At 54.2% G+C, this 23,902-nt stretch carries 23 protein-coding genes; 12 read left to right on the top strand and 11 right to left on the bottom strand.

Annotated elements, in window-relative coordinates; translation table 11 throughout:
• Positions 1–26: 26 nt before the first annotated feature.
• The 9 genes from ACTU44_RS06065 to ACTU44_RS06105 all read right to left on the bottom strand — a co-directional run bounded on the left by ACTU44_RS06065 (position 27) and on the right by ACTU44_RS06105 (position 8,088).
• Complete coding sequence (locus tag ACTU44_RS06065; protein WP_462096946.1) at positions 27–815, bottom strand: ABC transporter ATP-binding protein; 789 nt, start codon at positions 813–815, stop codon at positions 27–29.
• On the bottom strand, positions 808–2,430 hold the full coding sequence (locus ACTU44_RS06070; RefSeq protein ID WP_462096947.1) for an acyl-CoA dehydrogenase family protein: 1,623 nt from the start codon (positions 2,428–2,430) through the stop codon (positions 808–810). Before ACTU44_RS06070 ends, ACTU44_RS06065 begins: the two co-directional genes overlap by 8 nt.
• A complete protein-coding gene (locus tag ACTU44_RS06075; RefSeq protein WP_336080251.1) occupies positions 2,427–2,903 on the bottom strand; it encodes an acyl-CoA thioesterase in 477 nt (158 codons plus the stop codon). The genes ACTU44_RS06070 and ACTU44_RS06075 overlap by 4 nt, the downstream gene beginning before the upstream one ends.
• 22 nt (positions 2,904–2,925) lie before the next feature.
• Positions 2,926–3,354: a MarR family winged helix-turn-helix transcriptional regulator gene (locus ACTU44_RS06080; RefSeq protein ID WP_462096948.1), complete on the bottom strand. Its 429-nt coding sequence runs from the start codon at positions 3,352–3,354 to the stop codon at positions 2,926–2,928.
• Between the two features lie 78 nt (positions 3,355–3,432).
• Positions 3,433–4,755: a TRAP transporter large permease gene (locus ACTU44_RS06085; RefSeq protein ID WP_336080253.1), complete on the bottom strand. Its 1,323-nt coding sequence runs from the start codon at positions 4,753–4,755 to the stop codon at positions 3,433–3,435.
• Positions 4,752–5,315 (bottom strand): TRAP transporter small permease, encoded by a 564-nt coding sequence (locus ACTU44_RS06090; RefSeq protein ID WP_114100085.1) that lies wholly within the window; start codon positions 5,313–5,315, stop codon positions 4,752–4,754. Before ACTU44_RS06090 ends, ACTU44_RS06085 begins: the two co-directional genes overlap by 4 nt.
• A 1-nt stretch (position 5,316) precedes the next feature.
• Positions 5,317–6,369 carry a TRAP transporter substrate-binding protein gene (locus ACTU44_RS06095; protein ID WP_462096949.1) on the bottom strand — a complete coding sequence of 351 codons (1,053 nt, stop codon included), beginning with the start codon at positions 6,367–6,369 and terminating at the stop codon, positions 5,317–5,319.
• 139 nt (positions 6,370–6,508) lie between these two features.
• Complete coding sequence (locus ACTU44_RS06100) at positions 6,509–7,288, bottom strand: crotonase/enoyl-CoA hydratase family protein (protein ID WP_114100083.1); 780 nt, start codon at positions 7,286–7,288, stop codon at positions 6,509–6,511.
• A 35-nt stretch (positions 7,289–7,323) separates the two neighbouring features.
• Positions 7,324–8,088: an SDR family NAD(P)-dependent oxidoreductase gene (locus tag ACTU44_RS06105; RefSeq protein WP_462096950.1), complete on the bottom strand. Its 765-nt coding sequence runs from the start codon at positions 8,086–8,088 to the stop codon at positions 7,324–7,326.
• A 243-nt stretch (positions 8,089–8,331) separates the two neighbouring features.
• On the opposite strand from ACTU44_RS06105, the gene ACTU44_RS06110 reads away from it, so the two are divergent.
• The 5 genes from ACTU44_RS06110 to ACTU44_RS06130 all read left to right on the top strand — a co-directional run bounded on the left by ACTU44_RS06110 (position 8,332) and on the right by ACTU44_RS06130 (position 14,197).
• Positions 8,332–10,197 carry a feruloyl-CoA synthase gene (locus tag ACTU44_RS06110; RefSeq protein ID WP_462096951.1) on the top strand — a complete coding sequence of 622 codons (1,866 nt, stop codon included), beginning with the start codon at positions 8,332–8,334 and terminating at the stop codon, positions 10,195–10,197.
• A gap of 1 nt (position 10,198) precedes the next feature.
• Complete coding sequence (locus tag ACTU44_RS06115) at positions 10,199–11,449, top strand: thiolase family protein (RefSeq protein WP_462096952.1); 1,251 nt, start codon at positions 10,199–10,201, stop codon at positions 11,447–11,449.
• 195 nt (positions 11,450–11,644) lie between these two features.
• Positions 11,645–12,763 carry a serine hydrolase domain-containing protein gene (locus ACTU44_RS06120; protein WP_462096953.1) on the top strand — a complete coding sequence of 373 codons (1,119 nt, stop codon included), beginning with the start codon at positions 11,645–11,647 and terminating at the stop codon, positions 12,761–12,763.
• Positions 12,764–13,180: 417 nt separating this feature from the next.
• A complete protein-coding gene (locus ACTU44_RS06125) occupies positions 13,181–13,327 on the top strand; it encodes an SDR family NAD(P)-dependent oxidoreductase (RefSeq protein WP_114100079.1) in 147 nt (48 codons plus the stop codon).
• A gap of 30 nt (positions 13,328–13,357) precedes the next feature.
• Positions 13,358–14,197: a fumarylacetoacetate hydrolase family protein gene (locus ACTU44_RS06130; RefSeq protein WP_462096954.1), complete on the top strand. Its 840-nt coding sequence runs from the start codon at positions 13,358–13,360 to the stop codon at positions 14,195–14,197.
• A gap of 186 nt (positions 14,198–14,383) precedes the next feature.
• On the opposite strand, the gene ACTU44_RS06135 is transcribed toward ACTU44_RS06130, so the two are convergent.
• The gene (locus tag ACTU44_RS06135; protein WP_114099622.1) at positions 14,384–15,406 is read right to left on the bottom strand and encodes a LacI family DNA-binding transcriptional regulator; all 1,023 of its coding nucleotides are present in this window, start codon (positions 15,404–15,406) and stop codon (positions 14,384–14,386) included.
• 186 nt (positions 15,407–15,592) lie between these two features.
• Between ACTU44_RS06135 and ACTU44_RS06140 the strand changes: the two genes are divergently transcribed.
• The 7 genes from ACTU44_RS06140 to ACTU44_RS06170 all read left to right on the top strand — a co-directional run bounded on the left by ACTU44_RS06140 (position 15,593) and on the right by ACTU44_RS06170 (position 22,827).
• Positions 15,593–16,915, top strand: coding sequence for an ABC transporter substrate-binding protein (locus ACTU44_RS06140; protein WP_114099621.1), 1,323 nt, complete (start codon positions 15,593–15,595; stop codon positions 16,913–16,915).
• Positions 16,916–17,036: 121 nt separating this feature from the next.
• The gene (locus ACTU44_RS06145) at positions 17,037–17,984 is read left to right on the top strand and encodes a carbohydrate ABC transporter permease (RefSeq protein ID WP_336080263.1); all 948 of its coding nucleotides are present in this window, start codon (positions 17,037–17,039) and stop codon (positions 17,982–17,984) included.
• Positions 17,981–18,919 (top strand): carbohydrate ABC transporter permease, encoded by a 939-nt coding sequence (locus tag ACTU44_RS06150; RefSeq protein WP_114099619.1) that lies wholly within the window; start codon positions 17,981–17,983, stop codon positions 18,917–18,919. Before ACTU44_RS06145 ends, ACTU44_RS06150 begins: the two co-directional genes overlap by 4 nt.
• Complete coding sequence (locus ACTU44_RS06155) at positions 18,916–19,104, top strand: hypothetical protein (protein WP_462096955.1); 189 nt, start codon at positions 18,916–18,918, stop codon at positions 19,102–19,104. The genes ACTU44_RS06150 and ACTU44_RS06155 overlap by 4 nt, the downstream gene beginning before the upstream one ends.
• A gap of 3 nt (positions 19,105–19,107) precedes the next feature.
• Complete coding sequence (locus tag ACTU44_RS06160; RefSeq protein ID WP_462096956.1) at positions 19,108–20,205, top strand: ABC transporter ATP-binding protein; 1,098 nt, start codon at positions 19,108–19,110, stop codon at positions 20,203–20,205.
• Complete coding sequence (locus ACTU44_RS06165; protein ID WP_462096957.1) at positions 20,198–21,193, top strand: ABC transporter ATP-binding protein; 996 nt, start codon at positions 20,198–20,200, stop codon at positions 21,191–21,193. Before ACTU44_RS06160 ends, ACTU44_RS06165 begins: the two co-directional genes overlap by 8 nt.
• An 11-nt stretch (positions 21,194–21,204) precedes the next feature.
• A complete protein-coding gene (locus tag ACTU44_RS06170) occupies positions 21,205–22,827 on the top strand; it encodes a dihydroxyacetone kinase subunit DhaK (RefSeq protein ID WP_462096958.1) in 1,623 nt (540 codons plus the stop codon).
• A gap of 95 nt (positions 22,828–22,922) precedes the next feature.
• On the opposite strand, the gene ACTU44_RS06175 is transcribed toward ACTU44_RS06170, so the two are convergent.
• A complete protein-coding gene (locus tag ACTU44_RS06175) occupies positions 22,923–23,831 on the bottom strand; it encodes a LysR family transcriptional regulator (protein WP_114099614.1) in 909 nt (302 codons plus the stop codon).
• Positions 23,832–23,902 lie beyond the last annotated feature (71 nt).

Raw genomic sequence — 23,902 nt, forward strand, 5'->3', positions numbered from 1 at the left:
TGCGTCAGGCGCGATCCCGCGATTGACTAGTCAATACGGCATCCATCTTTTGAAAATACGTGAACCGCGTCGGGTGCCGATGACAGCGAGATACGGTTGCCGGGGCTAAGGTGTGTGCCAACGGGTTGTTCGATAATGATCGTGTCATGCCCTTTGATCTCTGCATGAACTAGGCATGCATTGCCCAGATATTCGACCAGTCGCACGGTGGCAGACAGAATACCGTCACCATCTGCAACGATGTCGAAGCTGTCGGGCCGAATGCCGCAATAATGTGCGTCAGCCGGCAGACGCAGGCGTTCTCGCAAGGATGAAAAATCACCCTCCAGTTCGAAGATATTCATCTTCGGCGCACCAATGAACTGTGCTGCAAAAAGGTTCTGTGGCCGTTCATAAAGGTCACGCGGGGATCCGACTTGTTCAATCTTTCCGCCCCGCAACAGGACAATTTTATCGGCCAATGTCATGGCTTCGACCTGATCATGGGTGACATAGATCATCGTGCGTTTCAGGCGACTGTGAAATTCCGAAATCTGGGTGCGCATATGGACCCGAAGTTCGGCATCGAGGTTCGATAATGGCTCATTGAAAAGGAAGGTTTCAGGTTGGCCAACAATTGCGCCGTAAATCGCAAACGTTCCGTCGGTAATGTCCTCGAGCCCGGCAATCATGCGAAGCAAGGTCGATTTTCCGCAGCCCGAAGGACCAAGAAAAACGCAGAACTCGCCATCTTCGATGGTCAGATCGATGCCTTTGATGACCTCGATGTTGACTGAACTTGTCCGGGGCTGCATCTGGTTGGACAGTTCAGGCAAATGTCTCGCGTGCCTTGGAACAAGCCAGCGTACTTTGTCCCCATTCCCGTGCCAGATCAAAACACTTCTCAAAGCGGGCAGACCGGGGGGATGACGACTGATTGATCAGATGCGTCCAAAGTGCCACCCCGTATGTTGCGGAGCTGATTTGCATATAGTCATGAGCAAACTGCTGGGGAGTATCGCTTGCGATAATTTGCGAGGTCATCTGCAACCAGTAATCCAGAAGGTCTGCGGCGGGGCCGGTACCGCTATCGGATGGGGCGATCAGTCCCCTAATGAACTCCGCAAATGCCTTGGTACTTGCGCAATCCTTGTGGCGGGTCAATCTGCTGGCAAGGGTAAGGGCATGTATGCCGTTCGTGCCTTCATATATCTGACAGATACGCGCATCGCGTAGCGTTTGTTCTATACGGTACTCGCGCAAATATCCGTATCCACCCAGGACCTGAATACCAATCTGGGCGGCCTCGACCCCGGCATCGGTACAGAACGATTTGCAGATCGGTGTCAGGAATTCGACGAGATCTGCATGGGTGTCTGCCTGCATCAGGGCGAATGTCTTGTAGACCATCATCCGGCTGGTCATTGCCAGCATGTCCTGACGACCGAGCATCCGTGCGACATCGTAATGCTGGTCGATACTGACCAGTTGTCCTGTCCGGCGGTCGCGCCCCTGTTTACGTTCAGTGGCGTAGCTTCTTGCGATGTGGTGCGCGCGACTGGCATGGGCCACCCCCTGCAAGGCGACATCAAGGCGTGCATGATTCATCATGGTGAACATGCACATCAATCCTTTGCCAATCTCACCGACCGGTACGGCGTGTGCGCCATCGAATGTCAGCTGACAGGTCGGGGATGCATGCAGGCCCATCTTTTCTTCGATCCGGGTTACATGAACCTTGTTGCGCCCGGTATTTTCGTCATGCGATGGGCAAAGGAAAAGGGTCAAGCCCCGCACACCTTCTTCACGTTTGCCGGTCCGGGCCAGAACAAGATGCAAGATACCCTGACTAAGGTCCTGATCCCCGCCGGAGATGAAGATTTTCTCACCATGGAGGGTCCAGGTTCCATCGGTGTTCTCTGTTGCAACCGTGCGGATATCAGAAAGGTCCGACCCGGCCTGCGGTTCGGTCAGGCACATCGTTGCAAGGTGGCTGCCGGATGCCAGTTTTGGCAACCAGTTCAGGCGCTGGTTGTCCGTGCCGAATTGGGCAATCAGTCTTGCCGCCGCAGGCGCCAGTCCGGTCACCATCTGAAACGAATGGCACGCACCGGCCAGAATTTCACTGATTGCGCCACAGACCGATTCCGGCGCGTTCTGCCCGCCAAATTCTTCGGGAAGCGAAATCGATGGCCAGCCTTGTTCGACATAGGCTTCATAGGCTTCGCGAAAACCTGAGGGCATTTTGACCCGGCCATTTTCGATCTTGCAGCCTTCCTGATCGCCCGGCTCGTCAATCGGGGCGATCACGTCTTCGGCAAAGCGGGCAAAGTGGTTCAGGATTTCGCTGGTGATTTCGGCATCAAAGTCGTGTCGGACAATGGTGCTTTGGTCGCCAGTCACTGACAGGGCAAACAGAATGTCGTCAATCGGGGCTTTGAACGGGGTCACGACTGTGTCTCTTGGGGCCGGGTTTCCTGATGGATGGTCAGTCGGATGGTCCTGTTTTCGGACAGGGCTTCCTTGACGGCATCGGGCACAGGAACGGCGGCCAGACTTGAAGGAATATCCGGGTTGGCACGGGCCCAGACACGGGTCTGCGATCCTTCAAGCAGCGTGATGTCGCCCAATGTGAACTGATGCTTCAGGTCAAAGGACTTGGTGCCCCAGCGCGATACTTCGACATGATGAACAATCAGGTCGCCCACCCGCGCCGGTGCCATGAAGCTGGCATCGCCGCGTACAAGCGGAGTACCGCGAAAGTCCGCATCCTTTGCAATCATTGTGGCAAGGTCGAACCCGGCGGCTGACAGCAAGGCAAGAAGGCCGCCTTCCATCCAGTCATAATAGTTCGGGTTATAGACAATGCGGGCCGGGTCGCAGTGACCCCATTCAATGCGAATTTCACGAGACAGTCGCAGCATGTAACCTTACCTGATCCTGGAGTTACCTGACCTGTTGAATACGGATCAGCATCCGCACCAGCAGGTCGCGTTCTTCGGGGCTGAAATCTTCGAGGAGTTTTTCTTCGTGACGTTGAACCGCCAGGCTTGCCTCGTGAAACAGGCTGATGCCCTTGGGTGTTGTGCGCAGTGCATATACCCGACGGTCGGTCGGAACCTTGTTACGCACGATCAACTCGCGCGACTGTAACTCGTCGACCATCACAACAATATTGGACCGCTCCATCGCAAGGGCGCGGGCCAGGTCCGTCTGACTGATGTCAGGGTTCTCGTTGATGATGGCAAGAGCGCTGAAGGTGGTCGGTTTGAGATCAAGATGAGTCAGGCTCGCGACGAAATCGCTATGGAGCGACATATAGGCGCGCTTGAGGTTATAGCCGACAAACCCGCGCAACGGGCTGTCTGTTGACAAGCCGGCAAGTTGCGAATCCTGAGTTGCAGTCTTCTTCTTGTTTGCGTGCAAGGGTGTCTCCATCTTTTGGTCGGGCTGCTAACCGGTAACGATATCTACGAGCCAGAATGTCAGAGCAGGAAACGCCACAATTACTGCGATGCGCAAGCACTCAACAATCAGGAACGGTACGGCCCCGCGGAAGATCTTTCGCGTCGGAATATCTGGTGCCATTGCCGATATCATGAACAGGTTCAAGCCCACAGGTGGCGTAATCATACCCAGTTCGACAACGATCAGGGAAATGATCCCGAACCAGATGGCCTGATGGGTCGGATCCATACCAAAATCCATCGCCATAAACGCCGGGAAGAAAACCGGAACAGTCAAAAGGATCATCGAGAGGCTGTCCATGATGCAGCCCATGACGATGTAAAACAGAATGACCGTCAGCAAAACTGTCATCGGGGCGATGCCTGCGGTGCCAACCCATTCGGCGGCCATGGTCGGAACGCGGGTCAGGGCAAGCGCCACATTGAAAAGGTCCGCGCCAAAGATGATGGCAAAGATCATCGCCGTCGACCCGGCAGTTTCAATCACGCAATCAAACAGGCCCTTTAATGTCAGGCTTCGCATTAGAAATCCGGTCAGCGCAATCAGCACAACGCCAACGGATGCGCCTTCGGCCGGGGTGAAGACGCCACCATAAATACCGCCAAGAACAGCGATGAAAACCAGCGCAACGTGCCAGATACCACCAAGTGACTTGATCCGTTCACGCATCGGAATTCCGGCATGTGCCGGGCCTTCCTCCGGAAACAGGCGTACATAAACCCCGATAGCCAGAATAAAGCCCAATACTGCAAGGATTCCCGGAATGGTCGCTGCGAGGAACAGTTTGACGATATTCTGTTCGGTCAGAAGAGCATAGATAATCAGGACAACCGATGGCGGGATCAGAATGCCAAGCGTTCCGCCCGCCGCAAGGGTGCCCGCCCCCAATGCCCCGGAATAGCCATGGCGGCGCATTTCAGGAAGGGCAACTTTGCCCATGGTGGTTGCAGTGGCAATCGAGGATCCGCAGATCGACCCGAATGCGGCGCAGCCCGCAACCGAGGCCATTGCCAGACCACCCTTCCAATGCCCAAGCCATGCGTTGGACGCTGTGAAGATGGCTCTGCTGATGCCTGTGCGCGTCGCAATTTGTCCCATCAGGATAAAGAGCGGGATGACGGCGAGATCATAGGAAACGTATTTGTCAACAATGGCGGTCTTCAGATAGGCCGATAATGGCAACCATCCGGACAGAACCACATATCCACCGGCCCCGACAATCGCCATCGCCAATGCAATTGGCATGCGCAGGAAGATAAAGATCATCAGGACGATGACCATGATAATGCTGATTTCAACCGGACTCATTGCGGGGCTTCCGTTCGGGAATTATTGGGATCGGGTCGCACAAACTGTTCAATTGCGTTCGACAACGCAGTCAGGGATGAAAGTCCAAGTCCGAACAGTGCAAACCCGTAGACGATCCAGGTAGGCATTCTCAGAAGCATACTGCGGTCACTATATTCATACATATCGATCAGACCGTATGCGACGCGCCACGAGACGATGACCCAGGCAAGACAGAACAGGGTTTCCCACAGCTGATCAAGAAAATTGCGGGTCCGCAGAGGGAAAGCCATGCTGAAAATATCGACCATGACATGGTTGCCCTTGCGCTGGCACAACGGCAAAAACAGAAATGCCGCGATGCCGCATCCCATTTCGACAATTTCAAAGTCACCACGAATGCCGCCAAAGCCGACATATCGCATCGAAACCGAAAGAGTTACGGTAAGGGCGACCGCAACAATGACGGCCCCGGCAATTGCCGCAGACGCCATACAGGCACGATCGACAAACCGGGCAAGGAAATGAATGGGCGCAGCGCGATTGCCGCGCCCATTGTGATCACGGGTGGATCCTGACATGTCAGGCGGTCTCTTCGTCGATCAGCTGATTAAGGCGATCAATCATCACCTTGCCGTCATGACCGGCGTCATTGAGGGTCTCGATCCAGTCATCAATCACGGGCTGGGTGGCGGCCTGCCAGCGTTCAATTTCGTCTTTGGGAATTTCAACGAATTTGTTGCCACGATCAGCGCACATCTTGTAACCGACGGACTCAAAGCTGTCGAACTGCTTGCCGATCTGGCGCGAAAGGTCGATGCCGGAATTGGCGTCAATCACGGCCTTGAGATCATCAGGCAAGCGGTCATAGGAGGAACCCGCCATCAGCAAGGCAAACGAGTTTGCATAAAGACCACGCCCGCCTTCTGCCGGTGCGCAATGGACTGACGTCAGTTCATGCAGCTTGAATGCCGGAACAACTTCATATGGCAGGCAGGTGCCGTCAATGACACCATTGGCGAGACCTACGGCCATCTCGGTAACCGGGAAGAAAACCGGTTCTGCGCCGAGAATGGACAAGGCTTTGCCGACGCTCTGGTTCGGGGCGCGGATCTGCAAACCTTTAAGATCGGCCTGATTCTGGATCGGTTTGTCGCGCATGTGGAACTTGCCGCCTGCATGGACATGGAAGGCCAGAGGCTTCATGCCGCGATATTCGTCCTGGCCGAATTCGTCCATGAATTTATGCATCGCAACCGATGTTGCTTCGGCCGTTGTTACCATGAAAGGCAGGCTCGGCGTTTCCGAAATCGGATAGCGGCCAGGTGTGTAAACCGTCAATGTCCAGGCGATATCAACGACATTGTTGGCCACCTGTTCTGCAAGTTGTGGTGGTTTGCCGCCAAGCTGCATGGCCGGGAAAATCTGAATATCAATGCGACCATCTGACTGTTCGCGGATGGCTTTTGTCCATGGCTCAAAGAACGCCTTGTGCATCGGAGCCACGGGCGGAAGCATGTGATGCAGGCGAAGTGTGACTTCGGCTGCGCGCGCTTTACCGATGATGGCCGGAGCGGCAAGGGCGCCGCCCATGATACCGAGCATTTGTCGGCGGTTAAATAAAAGTCCTGACATCGAACGTCTCCTCAAAAATTGGATACACCTTTTTTTCCGGTGTCCCTGTTCCTACCTGAGTGTTCTGGCGACCGCTTTGGCGCGGTTTCTTGCCTGATGTTTTAGGTGCAGAAAAGTTCATGTGCCTCAAATTCAAGGATTACTTGAAGCTTGGGGCACGCTTTTCCAGAAAGGCGCGAAGCCCTTCCTGGGCATCTTCACTTGTTTGGGTCAGTGCAGCACAAAGGCTTTCGGTAAACAATCCATCGGCCTTTGACATGTCTTCGATCCGAGCCAATGCCTGAATCATGACATAGTTGGAAAGCTGCGCATTCTCGGCGACGGTGGTCGCCAGTTCTGCGGCTTTTTCCTTTGCATCGTCTTCTGAGTCGCACACGTAATGTGAAAACCCAAGACGTAAACCTTCTTCGGCATCATATTTGCGGCCGGTCAGCATCATCTCGATCATGCGATCCGCACCAAGGATCCGGCCAATGCGAACAGAAGCCCCGCCACCGACAAATATGCCGCGGCGGCCTTCGGGAAGCTGATAAAATGCCGTCTTGTCCGCAATGCGGATATGGGTGGCGCTGGCCAGTTCAAGCCCCCCCCCGATCACCGCGCCCTTGAGAAGCGAAATGACAGGCAAGCCGCCGAACTGGATCATATCCATGATCCGGTGCCAGTTACGTGAATGCCGCATCGTTTCTGCTGCATTTCGTGCAACATGCTCGGCAAGATCAAGGCCTGCCGAAAAATGCCCCCCTTCGCCAGCCAGAATGACGACCCTGACATCCTTTGGCGGATTGGAGAAAAAGGCTTCGAGTGCCTCCATGAGCGTATCGCTAACCGCGTTACGCTTGTCAGGTCGCGTGATGGTCAAACGTGCAATCGAACCATCGACCGCAACGTCCAATACGTCATTCGCGCCATTCGTCATGTTCTTGTTCCTTAATTTAAGCAATCAGTCAGTCTTTATCGGGCCTGCAGGCGAACTGCGCCGTCAAGGCGAATAACGGTGCCGTTGAGCATTGTGTTTTCAACAATATGGCGGGCAAGATCGGCAAATTCCTGTGCTTTGCCGAGCCGCTTCGGAAATGGAATGTTCGCAGCAATTGCTTCGCGTGCTGCATCGGGCAGGGTGTCTGTCATTGCAGTTGCAAACAGTCCGGGCGCAATGGCCATTACACGGACTCCGATCCGGGCAAGTTCACGGGCGGCTGGCAGGGTCATCGACGCAATCCCGCCTTTGGATGCGGCATAGGCGCATTGGCCAATCTGTCCATCTTCATAGCCGACCGAAGATGTGTTGATGATAACGCCACGCTCCCCGTCGTCGTTAAGCGGTGTCGCTTCGGACATCAGTTGCGCTGCATGGCTCATGGTGATGTAGCTGCCTGTCAGGTTCACATTGAGCGTCCGGACAAAATCACTGATCGGTAATGTCCCGTCGCGCGGCAAGATCCGGCTTGCTGTTCCGATACCTGCACAATTGACCAGGGCGCGCGGGATGCCGAAGTTTTGCTTAACCTTTTTGAAGGCCTGGGCTACCGACTCCGGATCCGAAACATCGACTTCCAGACCAATGCCGCCAGTTTCGCTTGCGATGCGCTTGGCTGCGCTCAGGTCGCGATCAAAAATCGCAACCCGTGCCCCGGCAACCGCAAATGTACGTGCAGTTGCCGCGCCAAGGCCGCTTCCGCCACCGGTAATGATTGCTGGAACCTGATTAAGCAGCATTTCCTCACCTAGGTTTGTTATGATTTATAACAATTATACTTGCACATCAAAAAAGCGCCGTCAATTGTGTTTAATGTGATGAAAATCAGGGAAAAATTATCTCTACACGCGCGCGATCTATATCATTCGATACGCGAGTATATTCAGCACCCGAACACCCTTTGCGATATTCCGCTTGATGTAATGATTTATGATTGTTATGAATTATAACAAATAAGAAAAGATAACTGGAGGTTTCGTCTCATGGCGATGGTTGCTGAACCCGGACTCCGTCCGGTTCGCATGGGTGATACACGTGTTGCTGTATCAAAGGGAGAAAACGGCGCGATCTATATTCGTTCGTGCGAGGAGCCCGATGAATATCCACGGGCCATCACGGACCGGTTGGATCATTGGGCGGAACAGGCGCCGGATCGGCTGTTTCTTGCTGACCGGGATGTAAAAGGTGCCTGGCAATCCCGAACCTATCGGGAAACCCGTGACCAGGTGCGCAGCATCGCGCAGTATTTACTGACGCAAAACCTGTCTGAAGAACGCCCGGTTCTTATTTTGTCGGGCAATAGTCTTGAGCACGGTCTGCTGGCGCTGGGGGCAATGTATGCCGGTATTCCCTATGCGCCGGTATCACCGGCTTATTCTCTGGTTTCAACAGATTATGCCAAGTTACGTCACATCGTCGAGCTGCTTCAGCCGGGCCTGATATTCGTTGATAATGGTGCAAAATACAGCAAGGCACTTGCGGCGGTAATGCCCGCAGATGCGCGTCTTGTTGTCTGCGAGAGCCCGCTGAGCGCATATGCCTGTGACCGGTTTGAAGATGTCGCGAAAACCGTTGCAACCGACATTGTCGATGATGCCAATGCAAAGATCACAGAAGACACAATTGCAAAGTTTCTGTTCACCTCCGGCTCCACCGGAATGCCAAAGGCGGTGATCAATACCCAGCGCATGCTGTGCTTCAACCAGATGATGCTGCGCCATACGCTTGCATTTCTTCAGGATGAACCGCCTGTTCTTGTTGACTGGTTGCCTTGGAACCATACAGCGGGCGGAAACCATAATTTCGGGATCGCCCTTTATAACGGTGGCAGTTTTTATATTGATCAGGGCAAGCCGACCCCCGATGGGATTGTCGAAACAGTCCGAAATCTCTGCGATGTTTCCCCGACATTGTATTTCAACGTCCCAAAGGGATACGAGGCCCTCGTCCACCATCTTCGGGACAACAAGCGGCTGTGCGAAAGCTTCTTTGCCAGATTGAAACTGATGCAATATGCCGGGGCAGGGTTGTCCCAGTATGTTTGGGACAGTCTTGAGGAAGTGGCTGTTGATACCGTTGGCGAAAAGGTCATGATCGTGACCGGTTATGGCTCGACGGAAACGGCACCATTTGCTTTCACAACCACATGGCCTGTCGATCAGGCCGGAAGTGTCGGTCTTCCGGCAGTGGGTCTTGAAGTCAAACTTGTCCCCAATGCTGAAAAGCAGGAACTGCGCCTGCGTGGCCCAAGCATCACGCCGGGTTACTGGCGCCAGCCTGACAAGACCCGCGAGTCCTTCGATGAAGAAGGCTATTACATGATCGGCGACGCGCTGAAATTTGTTGACCCCGATGATATTGAGCGCGGGTTCCTTTTTGACGGCCGCGTCAGCGAAGATTTCAAGCTTTCGACAGGTACGTGGGTTCATGTCGGCTCCATCCGTACCGCGATTGCCGAGACCTTTGCGCCTTATGTGCGTGATGCGGTCCTGACCGGACTGAATGAAAACCATATCGGGGCGCTTTTGTTCGCCGATTTTACGGCATGCCGAAAGTTGTGCCGCGACCTTCCCGCTGATGCATCCGAACGTGACATCGCGTCCCACCCGCTTGTGCGGTCTGTATTCCAGGAGCGTCTTAATGCGCTCGGCGCCAAGGCGACAGGAAGTGCGCAGTTTGTGGCACGCGCCATTCTTCTCGAAAGTTCTCCGGATCTTGATGCTCATGAAGTGACGGACAAGGGCTCCATCAATCAACGTGCTGTTCAGGTCAGGCGTGCTGACAAGGTTGCGGACTTGTACCGGGAGCCAATTCCGGAAAGCGTCATGGTCGCGAGAAAAGGGAACTGAGATGGCTACAATTTCCAAAGGTCTGCGGACCGAGTTTGAAGATGTTTGGTTGCTTGGCGGCAAACGCACACCCTTTGTCGACTATACCGGCGCATTCGGTTTGATTTCCCCGATTGATCTCGGGATCAAGGCTGCGCGTGCTGCAATTGCCGATGCCGGTGTAAACCCCGCTGATATCGATTTTACGGTTGCCGGTTCGATGGCACAGGCTTCGTACGATGCCTATATGACGCCACGTCATATCGGGTTGTATGCGGGCGTGCCGTATGACCGGCCAGCGCATCTTGTACAGCGTATCTGCGGGACCGGCATCGAAGTCATCTTGCAGGCAGCCGACCATATTTCTCTTGGGCGCGGCGATCTGGCGTTGTGTGTCGGAACGGAATCCATGAGCCGCAATCCGATTGCTGCCTATACCCATCGCAGCGGTTTCCGGATGGGGCAGGTTGAGTTCAAGGACTTCTTGTGGGAAGCGCTTCTTGATCCTGCCGTCAGTTGCACCATGGGCGACACGGCGGAAAATCTGGCAAAGAAATATTCAATTACTCGCGAAGAAGTCGACCGGTTTGCCGAACGCAGTTTTGCGCGTGCGGTCAGTGCGCAGCAGAACGGTTTCCTCGGTGGTGAAGTTGTTGCCGTGACCAACGAAACCTTTGAAATGGAAAACGGCAATCCGCGCACCATCAAACTCCCGCGCAAGGTCGAAGCTGTGGACGCTGACAGTCACATTCGCCCGTCTCCGTATGAAATCCTGTCCAAGTTGCGCCCGGCATTCGGTGGTGTCCAGACCGGCGGTAATTCATCTGCCGTGGTTGACGGTGCTGCCGGTGTGGTTCTGGGAAGTTCCGAATATGCCAGGCGGAACGGTCTGACACCGCATGCGCGCATTATTGCGGGCGCGGCTGTTGGTGTTCCGCCGGAAATCATGGGGATCGGCCCGGTACCAGCCATTCAGGCCGTTCTTGATCAAACCGGTCTGACTCTTGATCAGATCGACCGGATCGAAATCAACGAAGCCTTTGGTGCGCAGATCATTGCATGTATTCGCGAACTTGGCTTGGACGAGGACAAGGTCAACGTCAATGGTGGTGCAATCGCGATTGGTCATCCGCTTGGCGCAACCGGTGTGCGTATTACCAATACGCTTGCGCGCGAACTGACCAGATCGGGCAGTCGCTATGGCATCGCCTCCGCCTGCATCGGCGGTGGTCAGGGCATTGCTGTTCTGATCGAACGCGCCGAACTGGGCTGAGTGCCTGCGCTTGAAATTGGTTCGACGGCGGCAAACGCCAGAACGAATTAAAACAAGATCAAGATGAAAACGGGAGGTTGTTTAATGCTGTCGCGAAATCGTTTTTTGACAGCCGCGTTGGTGGCTACGGGCATCGTTACTATTACGGCGCCGGCTCTTGCTAAGGAAGAGACGTCACGTTGGTTGACACCAACCATGATCAATGCTCGTGCTCATATGTTTTCACCCGCGCTGAATGTTCTAACTTTTCAGCATATGGACCAGATCTTTGCGACCCGTACAGTTAAGGCTGGCAATAATGTCTGGGTGCTTCCCGAGAAACCGGTTTCGCTTGATGATGGCTATACGCTGGATGGCGAGACGGTTTCCCTTGCAGCGTATCTTGAAGCTACATCCACCAATGCATTGGTGGTGGTCAAGGACGGGGCAATTGTCCATGAAAGCTACCGAAACGGCAGTGATGCCAACACGCGCTTCATGACCTTTTCCGTGGCGAAGTCTTATGTTTCGACGTTGATCGGCTTGGCTCTTGACGATGGTTTCATCAAAAGTCTGGATGACAAGGTTACTGATTATCTGCCCGAAATGGCGGGGTCTGGCTATGACGGTCCGACGATCCGCAACCTTCTGCATATGCGCTCTGGCGTGGAATGGCAGGAAATCTATCAGTTTGGCAGCGATACCCAGTTAACCCAGGTTCATGACAATTCTCTGGTCGCCTACAAATACCGCTGGTGCGACTACGCAGCCAATGACTCTGTGGCAAGTCCGAACAAGCCCGGCGAGGTGTTCAATTACGCCACACTTGATACCAGTGTTTTGGGATGTGTTCTTGAACGCGCTGTTGGCAAGACCGGTGCCGAATATATGTCGGAAAAGTTGTGGAAACCGGCGGGTATGGAGAATGATGCTTATTGGGTCATGGATGGTCCGGAAGATGTCGGGCGCGAGTTTTTTGGTGCCGGGCTTAACGCTACGGCGCGTGATCATGCACGGTTTGGCCTGATGTTCCTGAACAAGGGGCAGGCAAACGGCAAACAGATTGTTCCCGCCGACTGGGTTGACGAAGCTACGATCCCCGACGAAGGGTTTGAGCCAACTGCTGAGGGTGAGCCCTTTGGTTACCAGTACCAGTGGTGGACGATTCCTGGATCAGATGCATATTCCGCGATCGGTTTGTTCCACCAGTTCATCTATGTCGACCCGGAAAACAATCTGGTGATCGTCAAGGCAAGCCACACTCCTGATCCTGTCGGTCATGACGAGGAAAACCTGGAGCTGTTTCGTCAAATTACTGAAAAACTGTCGAAATAGGAAAACAGCTTCTGTCCTGTGAAATGGGGCTGTGAAATTATAACCGGGCCTGGTTTCAGGCTTCAGGCCCGGTTCGTTCTTTCCTGTTGGATGGCATCAGGCTCTGGCTGATCAGGTTATGTGAACTCTCTTACCGGACTGGAGGTTCGAGAGGCGACTTCAGCCAGCATAGGCCTCCTCGCCCGGTGGGGTGAATAATGCACTTGTCTTTCAATGATCCTGCGGTCGGAATTCCCGGTCCGAAGCGCTTGCGGAGCTGGGGGCTCTTGACGGTATCGAGGTCCACAGATTTGATGTGACCAACAAGAATGCCATTACGGCATTGATTGACGATATTGGCGCTGTCGATGGCCTGTTAACTGTGCAGGGATTGTTGACAACGGGACAATCCTTGAGGTCACGGAGTAAGAATGGGCTTTGGCCTTTGAAATAAATGTCAAATCCCAGTTCAGAATGATCCGTACGGTCCAGCCGGGAATGCTTGAAAAAGGTGAGGGATCAATTATCAATATCGCCTCGGTTGCAGGGGCCGGGCATGTTGTTGATGGTGGCTGGACCGCCTGATCGGAATTTGAACAAAGGATTGGACGAAATATGAAGTTCGCACGTTACGGAGAACGCGGTGCAGAAAAACCCGCACTGGTTGATGCCAACGGCAATCTGCGCGACCTTTCGGCCCATGTCGATGATATCGCAGGCGACGTTCTGACCCGCCTTGATGATCTGAAGTCAATCGATCCGGAAAGTCTGCCGCTGGTTGAAGGCGAACAGCGCCTTGGTGCCTGTGTTGGCCAGACCGGCAAATTCATCTGCATCGGTCTGAACTATGCCGACCACGCCGCAGAATCGGGTCTGGAAGTGCCGCCAGAGCCGATCATCTTTGCCAAATATACCTCGGCAATTTGCGGCCCGAACGATCCGATCATCATCCCGCGTGGCTCGGAAAAGACCGACTGGGAAGTCGAACTTGGCTTCGTGATCGGCAAAAAGGCCAAGTATGTTTCCGAAGCAGATGCACTTGATCACGTTGCCGGTTTCTGCCTGATCAACGATGTTTCCGAACGCGCCTATCAGATCGAGCGTGCCGGTCAGTGGTCCAAGGGCAAATCATCAGACAATTTCGGTCCGACCGGTCCGTGGCTTGTGACGCCGGATGAAGTGGGCGATTTCGACAATCTTGGCATGTGGCTGGAAGTGAATGGCGAACGCGTTCAGGATGGCTCGACCGCGACCATGGTCTATCGTGTGCCACACCTGATTTCCTATCTGTCGCAGTTCTTCACCCTGCATCCGGGCGATATCATTTCGACCGGTACGCCCCCGGGTGTTGGTCTTGGCTTCACCCCGCCGCGCTATCTGAAGGCCGGAGACGTGGTTGAACTCGGCATTGATGGTCTGGGGACCCAGCGTCAGGTCTGCGTGAACGACGACTGATCCTAATTGTATGACAAATAAAAAAGCGCGGCCCGCAAGGATGCCGCGCTTTTTTTGTTGATCGGTTTTGTTGATTACCAGCCGGTTTCAGGAAGATCGTTCGCATCACCAAGTGTTCTCTGTGCCGGTGTGTGCACCTGCACAGAGTGCTGTTGAGTGGTGATCGGAAGCAGGGCGGCCATCGGACTAGAGGTTTTCGGCAAGCAGGATTTCTACACGAATGCGTTCCTGTGATGCGAGGGTTTCGCGATTTTCGCATTTGGCCCGCAAGGTCCGAACAGCGCTGCGAACGATATGTCCCGGGTCTTGATTGATCAGAGCATCCAGTCTGTTGTCACGCAATGCCTGTTCGGTCGAGGGGGTGCGTTCATGAGCAATGGTGATCAGCTTGCTGCCCCCACGCAGTTGTTGGGCAAAATCGATTGCAACGCGGGCTTCCGATCCCATGATGTAAAGCCCGACAATATCATCATGGGCGGCAAAAGCGTTCTTCAGAACAACGCCTGTCCGCTCCTGATAGCCGTGTGTTTCAAGTGTAGGCAAGGCGTGAAGATGCGGATAGTTCGGCGTCAACACGCGATCAAAGCCCAGTCGACGCTCGAGGCTGTCACGTGCCTGCATGGTCTCGGCCAGCACCAGAATTGATCCGCTGACATTGCCCAGGAAGCGGGCCATCAGTCGACCTGCCGTTGCCCCGGCGGCAACGTTATCGATTCCGACGAATGACTGGCTGTCTTCTTCCTGTTGATTGGAAATGATTGCGACGGTCTCGATCCCGCGTTCGCGCATACGATGCAGGGCATCACGAATCTGCGGGGTTTCAGGTGCCATGATCGCAATGCCATCATAATCATCAGCAGACAGGCGCGACAGGGTTTTGGCAGCACGGTGCGGATCGTGTTCGTCTATGCGCACAATTTTGGTCTGGATCATTTCAGCGCGACTGGCTTGGTCAAATTCGGAAATATGCTTGAGAATCACATCAAGAAATTCGTCGCCAGAGCGCGGAACGACAAAGCCGAAGCGATATCCCTTTTGGCGGGCCAGCGTTGCAGCGACCTGATTGCGTTCGAAACCAATACGCGCAATTGCTTCGTTAACGGCATCGATCGTCTTTTGCCGAACGCCGGATCGACCATTGAGTACGCGATCAATGGTTGCAAGGCTCACACCGGCCGCTTTGGCGAGGTCTTTAGTTGTTGGTCTCATTTATTTTGCAGGCCCAAATCGCTCTGTTTTTCTTATCTTACCCTCAACCATTGAGCACGTCTCCGCAAGAAATTTGAGGTGCGTAACTCAAAAAATGCTCATTTTGAGGTGCGTACCTCAAAAACTTGTGGTAGAAGTGCGTCAGTCGCTAAAAAGCCGCGACATTCCAACGGGAGGAAAAATAAAATGAAATCAGTAGGTTTGAAGACGCTTGCCGCAACGGCAATCGTTGCCGGTTCGCTACCGGGTGTAGCATCGGCAGAAGATCTGACCCTGTGCTGGGCGGCGTGGGATCCTGCAAACGCCTTGGTCGAGTTGTCCAAAGACTTCGAAGCCAAAAGCGGCAATACCATGCATTTCGAATTCGTGCCTTGGACGTCGTTTGCGGATCGCATGCTCAACGAGCTTAATTCCGGCGGCAAGCTGTGTGATCTGATGATCGGGGATAGCCAGTGGATTGGCGGTGGCGCCGAAAACGGTCACTACGTCAAACTTAATGACTTCTTTGCCGCCAACAATATCGACATGGCCGATTTTATTCCGGCAACAGTTACCGGTTACGCCGAATGGCCGAAAAATACCCCGAACTACTATGCGCTTCCGGCCTTTGGTGATGTGGTTGGCTGGACCTATCGCAAGGACTGGTTCGAGCGTCCGGAAATCCAGAAAGAGTTCAAGGCCAAGTACGGTCGTGACCTTGGTGTTCCGGTAACCCTTGAAGAGCTTAAGGACATTGCGCAGTTCTTCCAGGGGCGCGAAATTGATGGCACCACTGTTTACGGTGCCGCGATCTATACCGAACGCGGTTCGGAAGGGATCACAATGGGCGTCACCAACGCCCTTTATAACTACGGTTTCCAGTACGAAAACCCCAACAAGCCATATGACCTTGACGGCTTTGTGAATTCCGACGGTGCGGTTGCCGGTCTTGAATATTACAAGGACCTCTATGACACCGCGACCCCTCCGGGATCGTCGAACTGGTATATGAGCGAAGATATCGATGCTTATAAATCAGGTCAGGTCGCTCTTCAGATGAACTTCGCCTTCATCTGGCCGGGCGTCGAGGCCGACCCGAATGTGGGCCATGGCAAGTCCGGCTATTTTCCCAACCCTGCAGGACCGGCAGGTCAGTTCGCCCAGCTTGGCGGTCAGGGGATTTCTGTTGTCGCTTATTCCGACAAGCAGGATGCCGCACTTGAATATATCAAATGGTTCGCCCAGCCTGAAATTCAGGCGCGCTGGTGGGAACTTGGTGGCTATTCTGCCCTGCGTGCTGTGGTCGAGGACCCCGGATTTGCAAGCAGCCAGCCCTATGCGCAGACCTTCCTTGATAGCATGGCGATCGTGAAGGATTTCTGGGCTGAACCTGCCTATGCCGATTTGCTTTTGTCAATGCAGGAGCGCGTCCACAACTATGTCGTTGCCGGCGAGGGCACGGCCAAGGAAGCGCTTGACGGTCTGGTCAAGGACTGGACCGAAGTCTTTGAAGACGAAGGCAAGCTCTAAGTCCCGGTTTTCCAGGACGATTGGATCTGGACCGGTCCCGGCGCGGCGTGATCACGCCGGGACCAATCCTGCGACCAAGTAGAGACTGTGTGGGATAACCACGCGGCTAAGGGCATCAACAATGAACAATATTCCGATCGAGAAAATCGCCAAGGCAACGCCAGACAGCGTGGCGCGCCATATTCGTGGCCTGTCAGATCGAAGCATTGCCTGGATATTCGTCGCACCGACGATTTTCCTTTTGCTGGCGATCAATATCTTTCCGCTGATCTGGACCGTATGGCTCAGTTTTACTAACAGCCGGGTGAACCGCCCCAATCGAGCTGTCGAATGGGTTGGTCTGCGCAACTATGAACGTATCCTGACGGACAGCGACATCTGGCACACGATGCAGGCAACAGCGCATTTCCTGATCTGGACCATCGTCTTGCAGGTCCTGATCGGCTTCATGCTGGCATTTCTGATCAACAAGAAATTCAGGGGGAATGACCTTTGGACGACGATCATCGTCTTCCCGATGATGCTGTCGCCTGCAGTTGTCGGCAATTTCTGGACATTCCTGTATCAGCCGCAAATTGGCCTGTTCAACTATGTCATTGCCTTCTTTAGCGGTGCCGACCCGGCAAGCTTTTCCATGATCGGGGATGTCGATCTTGCCCCTTGGGCGATCATTATTGCCGATACATGGATGTGGACACCGTTTGTGATGCTGATCTGTCTTGCCGGTCTTCGATCCATCCCCAACAGCATCTATGAAGCCGCCGAATGCGACCGTGCCTCGAAATGGCGTCAGTTCTGGACCATTACCATTCCGATGGTATTGCCATTCCTGATGCTGGCAGTCCTGTTCCGCGGGATTGAGAACTTCAAGATGTTTGATCTTGTGGTGCAGCTGACTGGTGGCGGACCGGGCAATACGACAACCTTGACCTCAATTGATCTGAAACGCGAAGCCTTTGAAAAGTGGCGCACGGGATATTCGTCGGCCTATGCCGTGATCCTGTTTGTGACTGTGTTTGGCCTTGCGTCGATCTATGTCAAAGCGCTGAACAAGGTAAAAGAAAGATGAGTTTTTCTGTTACAGAACCAAACAAGGGAACCAAGTGGTTCGCCGGGGTGCTTGTTGTCGGCTATGCCTTGATCACGATCGCCCCGTTACTCTGGATCATTGCGACCGGGTTCAAATCCCCCGCTGATTCCATTGCCTATCCGCCCAAAGTTGTGTTCGAGCCATCACTGGAAGGCTATGTGAACCTCTTTACCGAGCGGACCCGTGCAACGCCCGACATGCTTGAAGCGCAGGGCGAACCAAAAAACTGGTACGAACAGATTGCGCGTGATCAGGGGACTGTCATTAGTGGTCCGTCGCGCTATGGCGAACGGTTTCTGAACTCCGTCATCATCGGATTTGGCTCTACCGCACTTTGCATGATCCTCGGGACGGCTGCGGCCTATGCGTTCAGCCGGTTCCGTGTGCCGCTCAAGGATGATCTTCTGTTCTTTATCCTGTCGACCCGCATGATGCCGCCTATTGCAGTCGCTATTCCGATCTTTTTGATGTTCAGGAACCTTGGTCTGAATGACACCCATCTGGGCATGATCCTGCTTTATACCGGGGTGAACCTTTCATTGTCGGTGTGGCTGTTAAAGGGCTTCATTGACGAAATCCCCATCGAATACGAAGAAGCAGCGCTGATTGATGGCTATACCCGGTTTCAGGCCTTCTACAAGGTGGTGTTGCCACAGGCGGCAACCGGTATCGCATCAACGGCAATCTTCTGTCTGATCTTTGCCTGGAACGAATATGCCTTTGCTGTTCTGCTGACCTCAGGCACAGCACAGACCGCACCTCCCTTTATTCCAACAATCATTGGTGTTGGCGGCAAGGATTGGCCCGCGGTGGCGGCGGGTGCCACCATCTTCCTTGTGCCGGTCATGGTCTTTACCATTTTGCTGCGCAAACATCTGTTGCGCGGGATCACCTTCGGAGCGGTACGCAAATGAATGATTTCATCAACGGATTATTTAGAATGCGCCGCGGGCCCTGGGAAATGGTGGCATCGGTTTTGATCGCACTCGGCGTGATCATGCTGATGCAGCCTGTTGCGATCACGCTATATACCTATTCTTTCATTATCACGCTGACGGGAACTGTAATGTTCATCGTCGTCAGCCACTTCCCGGAGTGACCCATGGCACAGATAAGAATTGAAAACGTGCGCAAGGAATTCGGGGCATTTACAGCGGTTCAGTCTTCGAGTTTTACCATTGAAGATGGCGAATTCTTTATGCTTCTTGGCCCGTCAGGCTGTGGCAAGACCACAACGCTTCGTATGATGGCCGGGCTTGAGCTGCCGACAAGCGGACAGATCTATATCGATGGCGAGGAAGTCGGTCAGAAACCGGCAAGTCAGCGTGATATTGCCTTTGTCTTTCAGATGTTCGCACTTTATCCGCACATGAATGTACGGGGCAATATCAGCTATCCGCTTAAAAGTCAGGGAATGAAGTCTGCGGATGTGAACAAGAAAGTCGGCGAGGTCGCCGAAATTCTTGGCATCAACGACATCCTTGATCGTCCAGTGGGCGGTCTTTCGGGCGGTGACCGTCAACGTGTGGCGCTGGGGCGTGCGATTGTGCGTGATCCCAAAGCATTCTTTATGGACGAACCGCTTGGGGCGCTTGACGCCGAGTTCCGTGAACATATGGCAGAAGAGCTGCGTGCCTTGCATGACCGGATGGGGGCGACCACCGTTTATGTCACCCATGACCAGCTCGAAGCGATGCAGATGGGCGACAAGATTGTCGTGATGAATCACGGTGTTGTTGAGCAGTTTGGTGTTCCTCAGGACATTTATGACTGGCCCGCAACCAAGTTTGTTGCCCAGTTTATCGGATCGCCTCCGATGAATTTTCTTGAGTTCGAGGGCATGATTGGCACCGGTGGTACGGAAGTCCGGCTTAATGATGTTGCCATCCAGGTGCCCGCAAGTCGCGAAGGTGCCAATGGCAAACTGACATTTGGTGTGCGGCCAGAACATGTGAAGTTTGATGACACGGCGGACTATCGGGGGCGCGTGATCGCAACCGAATATCTTGGAACGACCCAGATCGTGACTTTTGATACGCCCAACGGGCTGCTCAAGGCACGGGTCGCAAGTCATGAAGTTGTCAATGACGGACAATTGGTAGGCCTTGGGTTTGATCCAAGAACGATCACCTTGTTTGACGCCCGGCAGGGACGAGCATTGCGGTCAGAAGGAAACGAAGGAGTACTTCGTCATGGCTGAGGTAAGTCTAAGCGGTGTCACCAAGCGTTTTGGTGCTGATGTGGCACTTGATAATGTCACAATGACAATTCCCGACGGGTCGTTTGTGGTTCTTCTTGGGCCGACCGGGGCGGGCAAGACAACGACACTTCGAATGGTGTCGGGGCTTGATGTACCTGATGCCGGCCACATCATGATCGGCGGGCGTGACATGACCGGGTTGACACCCGCCCAGCGCAATGTCGCCATGGTGTTCCAGCAATATTCGCTGTATCCGCATATGACGGTGCGTGAAAATCTGGAATTCCCGCTGAAATCCCCGATCCTGAAAACCCCGCAAGATCAGATCAGGCGCAAGGTCGATGAAATCGCCGACATCCTTCAGATCAGGCACAAGCTTGATAATAAGGCGACCGAGCTTTCAGGTGGTGAAATGCAGCGCGTCTCAATCGGTCGTGCACTGGTCCGTAAACCTTCGGTCTATCTGATGGATGAACCACTGAGTTCTCTGGATGCGAAATTGCGTGCGGACCTCAGGGTGGAGCTTAAATCCATTCAGGCGGATTCAGGGGCAACATTGCTTTATGTTACTCACGATCAGATCGAAGCCATGACCATGGCAACCCATGTCGGGGTGCTAGATCACGGGCGGCTGGTGCAGTTCGGCTCCCCGCGCGAGATTTATGAAGACCCGGTCAGCATCTATGCGGCCAGTCGTCTTGGCCAGCCGCGCATCAACGTTCTGCCAGCTGACGTTTTTGCCGGTGCGCCCACCGGCGCCGTCAATATCGGCCTGCGCCCCGAACAGATCATTCAGGGCGAGGGTGAGGACAGCTTTGTTCAAAGGGTGGAGCATCTGGGGGATCAGACCCGGCTTCATCTGACATTCAAGTCGCATGACCTGATTACGGTCACAGATGCGCATACCGAACTTAAAAACGGTGACATCGTTAAAATTCGTCCGAGCAAACCATTCTACTTCGGCGCCGACGGCGCTCGGGTGGCCTGAAGGAGTTCAATATGGCCCAATTCATAAACAATAAAGACGCAATCGTAACCGAGGCCATCGACGGTGTAATCAAGGCATCAGGTGGCAGACTGGCCCGAATTGACGGCTATCCACATATTCGCGTGGTGGTGCGCAATGACTGGGACAAGTCCAAGGTTGCACTGGTTTCAGGGGGTGGTTCCGGTCATGAACCCGCCCATGCCGGTTTTGTCGGTGCGGGTATGCTGACAGCTGCTGTGTGCGGTGATGTATTTGCATCCCCGTCCGTTGACGCCGTCCTTGCCGGTATTCTGTCAGTAACGGGCCCGGCCGGATGTCTGTTGATTGTCAAAAACTATACCGGTGACCGGCTTAATTTTGGTCTAGCGGCTGAACGGGCGCGGGCCTTTGGGCTTAAGGTCAATATTGTCATTGTCGATGATGATATTGCCTTGCCCGATCTTCCACAGCCGCGCGGCGTTGCGGGCACATTGTTCGTGCACAAGATCGCCGGTGCGATGGCCGAAAGTGGTGCATCCCTTGAGGATGTAACCGCAGCTGCGGAGCGGGTTATCGCCGGAACAAAGTCGATCGGTATGTCGCTTGATACATGTACGGTGCCGGGGTCTCCCAAGGAAAACCGGATCGAGGCCGGTAAGGCCGAACTTGGTCTTGGCATTCACGGCGAGGCGGGCGTTCAGCAGATTGATTATCACAATGCCGAACAGGCTATGGCGGCCGTCACGGCGAAACTTGCGGCAGTGGTGGAAAACAAGCCGCATGTGGTGTTGCTCAATAATCTTGGCGGAACTTCGGTGCTTGAAATGGCGATCCTTGCCAATGATCTGGCCAATTCGTCCATTGCCAAGAACCTGAAATTCATTGTCGGTCCGGCGGCAATGATGACGTCACTTGATATGCGCGGTTTTTCGGTTTCGGTCTATCCGCTGAGTGCCGAGGATCATGCGTGGCTTTCTGCCCCCTGCGCGCCTGCGGCCTGGCCCGGATGCCATCCGATCAAGCCGGTGAGTATTGTCGAACTGCCTGATGGTCTTACGCCGATCCAGCCGATCCCGTCGGAACATCGCCAGACCGCAGCGTTTCTGACGCAATGCTGTCACGTGCTGATTGATGCAGAAAGCGATCTGAATGCTCTTGATGCCAAATCCGGGGATGGCGATACCGGATCGACATTGGCCGGTGCGGCGAGGGCACTGATGGGGGCGCTGGATCGTTTGCCGCTGGCAGATCACACCCAGCTTCTGCGCGCCATCGGGCAGGAGTTGAGCCAGACAATGGGCGGATCATCGGGCGTACTTCTGGCGATTTTCTTTACCGCTGCCGGTGATGCGGCATCAAGCGGCCGTTCGATGGTATCAGCCCTGAAGGACGGGTTGGAACGCATGCAGCAAATCGGTGGTGCGCAATTGGGGGATCGCACCATGGTCGATGCCCTGAAACCTGCCCTCGATGCACTTGAGGCCAAGGGCATGGGGGCTGCGGCCTATGCTGCGCGCAAAGGGGCTGTTCATACCTCGACCATCGTGAAGGCCAAGGCAGGGCGTGCGTCCTATATCAATGCCCAGCAGCTGGAAGGTCACATCGACCCGGGAGCAGAAGCCGTCGCCCGCTTATTTGAGGATCTCAGCAAGTAATCGTCGGATTTTTCATTCTTCCCACTCTCCGGGCATCGTCAGCTTCGTCTGCGGGTGCCCGTTTTTTGTTCGGTATCCGCCATTTGGCGTCACATCTATTGAATGGATGCTGTCGCATTCCTGCGCAAGTTCCGGTGCAGGAAGTCGATGAAAATACGGACCTTTGCCGACAGGTTATGACGTTCCGGATAGACAGCGTAAATATCGGCATCGACATGAGCATAGTGCGGCAAGACCAGTTGCAGGCGACCGGCATTGACGTGGCGCGCAATATCCCATTCGGAACGCAGCATGATGCCCAGCCCGTCCATCACCCAGCCAAGCGCGATCTCGCCATCATTGCTGCTGAGTGTGCCGTGAACCTTGACGGTTTCGGAATGCTGACCACGCTGTAATTTCCAGACATCATAAACATCATTGTCCTGACGCAGGATGATGCAATTGTGGTTGATCAGATCGGTCAGATTACGCGGCATGCCGTGCTTTTCGATATAGGCCGGTGCCGCACATAGAAAGCGCCGGTTATCCAGAAGCTTGCGGGCCCGGATACGTGAATTGGGCAAGCCACCGATACGGATGCCAAGATCAATGCCTTCTTCGACCATATTCATCGGGGCGTCTGTCAAAAGAAGCTGTACTTCGACATTGGGGTACAGGTGGGAAAACTCGGCGATTACCGGGGCGACATATTTGCGACCAAAGCCGAAGGTGGCATTAATGCGCAAAAGACCGCTGGGGTTTTCGCTTGCATGCGAAACCCGTTCTTCGAGTTCCTCGATGTCGTGCATGATCCGGATGGCGCTTTGATAATAGGCTTCGCCCTCGCTGGTCATGCTGATCCGTCGTGTCGTGCGGTTCAGCAATCGCACGCCCAGCCGGTCTTCAAGCTTTGCCAGCCGTTTGCTGACAGCAGGCGGAGACAGATTAAGCTCCTGGGCTGCGGCACTCAGGCTTCCCTTGCGAACCAGAAGGACGAAAAACCCGAGATCACTATCTGATGACATTATTAACCTGTGCGACAGAATGAAATAAATAATCAGAAATTATACTGAATAATTAAAAAATCTACACTGCA

Source organism: Thalassospira sp. SM2505 (assembly GCF_054901115.1).

What these genes read in the sequence shown, in the direction of transcription:
- ACTU44_RS06075 (WP_336080251.1), bottom strand. Translation starts at nt 2,903, where the DNA reads ATGCTGCGACTGTCTCGTGAAATTCGCATTGAATGGGGTCACTGCGAC.
- ACTU44_RS06085 (WP_336080253.1), bottom strand. Translation starts at nt 4,755, where the DNA reads ATGAGTCCGGTTGAAATCAGCATTATCATGGTCATCGTCCTGATGATC.
- ACTU44_RS06090 (WP_114100085.1), bottom strand. Translation starts at nt 5,315, where the DNA reads ATGTCAGGATCCACCCGTGATCACAATGGGCGCGGCAATCGCGCTGCG.
- ACTU44_RS06095 (WP_462096949.1), bottom strand. Translation starts at nt 6,369, where the DNA reads ATGTCAGGACTTTTATTTAACCGCCGACAAATGCTCGGTATCATGGGC.
- ACTU44_RS06100 (WP_114100083.1), bottom strand. Translation starts at nt 7,288, where the DNA reads ATGACGAATGGCGCGAATGACGTATTGGACGTTGCGGTCGATGGTTCG.
- ACTU44_RS06105 (WP_462096950.1), bottom strand. Translation starts at nt 8,088, where the DNA reads ATGCTGCTTAATCAGGTTCCAGCAATCATTACCGGTGGCGGAAGCGGC.
- ACTU44_RS06110 (WP_462096951.1), top strand. Translation starts at nt 8,332, where the DNA reads ATGGCGATGGTTGCTGAACCCGGACTCCGTCCGGTTCGCATGGGTGAT.
- ACTU44_RS06115 (WP_462096952.1), top strand. Translation starts at nt 10,199, where the DNA reads ATGGCTACAATTTCCAAAGGTCTGCGGACCGAGTTTGAAGATGTTTGG.
- ACTU44_RS06120 (WP_462096953.1), top strand. Translation starts at nt 11,645, where the DNA reads ATGATCAATGCTCGTGCTCATATGTTTTCACCCGCGCTGAATGTTCTA.
- ACTU44_RS06130 (WP_462096954.1), top strand. Translation starts at nt 13,358, where the DNA reads ATGAAGTTCGCACGTTACGGAGAACGCGGTGCAGAAAAACCCGCACTG.
- ACTU44_RS06135 (WP_114099622.1), bottom strand. Translation starts at nt 15,406, where the DNA reads ATGAGACCAACAACTAAAGACCTCGCCAAAGCGGCCGGTGTGAGCCTT.
- ACTU44_RS06140 (WP_114099621.1), top strand. Translation starts at nt 15,593, where the DNA reads ATGAAATCAGTAGGTTTGAAGACGCTTGCCGCAACGGCAATCGTTGCC.
- ACTU44_RS06145 (WP_336080263.1), top strand. Translation starts at nt 17,037, where the DNA reads ATGAACAATATTCCGATCGAGAAAATCGCCAAGGCAACGCCAGACAGC.
- ACTU44_RS06150 (WP_114099619.1), top strand. Translation starts at nt 17,981, where the DNA reads ATGAGTTTTTCTGTTACAGAACCAAACAAGGGAACCAAGTGGTTCGCC.
- ACTU44_RS06155 (WP_462096955.1), top strand. Translation starts at nt 18,916, where the DNA reads ATGAATGATTTCATCAACGGATTATTTAGAATGCGCCGCGGGCCCTGG.
- ACTU44_RS06160 (WP_462096956.1), top strand. Translation starts at nt 19,108, where the DNA reads ATGGCACAGATAAGAATTGAAAACGTGCGCAAGGAATTCGGGGCATTT.
- ACTU44_RS06165 (WP_462096957.1), top strand. Translation starts at nt 20,198, where the DNA reads ATGGCTGAGGTAAGTCTAAGCGGTGTCACCAAGCGTTTTGGTGCTGAT.
- ACTU44_RS06170 (WP_462096958.1), top strand. Translation starts at nt 21,205, where the DNA reads ATGGCCCAATTCATAAACAATAAAGACGCAATCGTAACCGAGGCCATC.
- ACTU44_RS06175 (WP_114099614.1), bottom strand. Translation starts at nt 23,831, where the DNA reads ATGTCATCAGATAGTGATCTCGGGTTTTTCGTCCTTCTGGTTCGCAAG.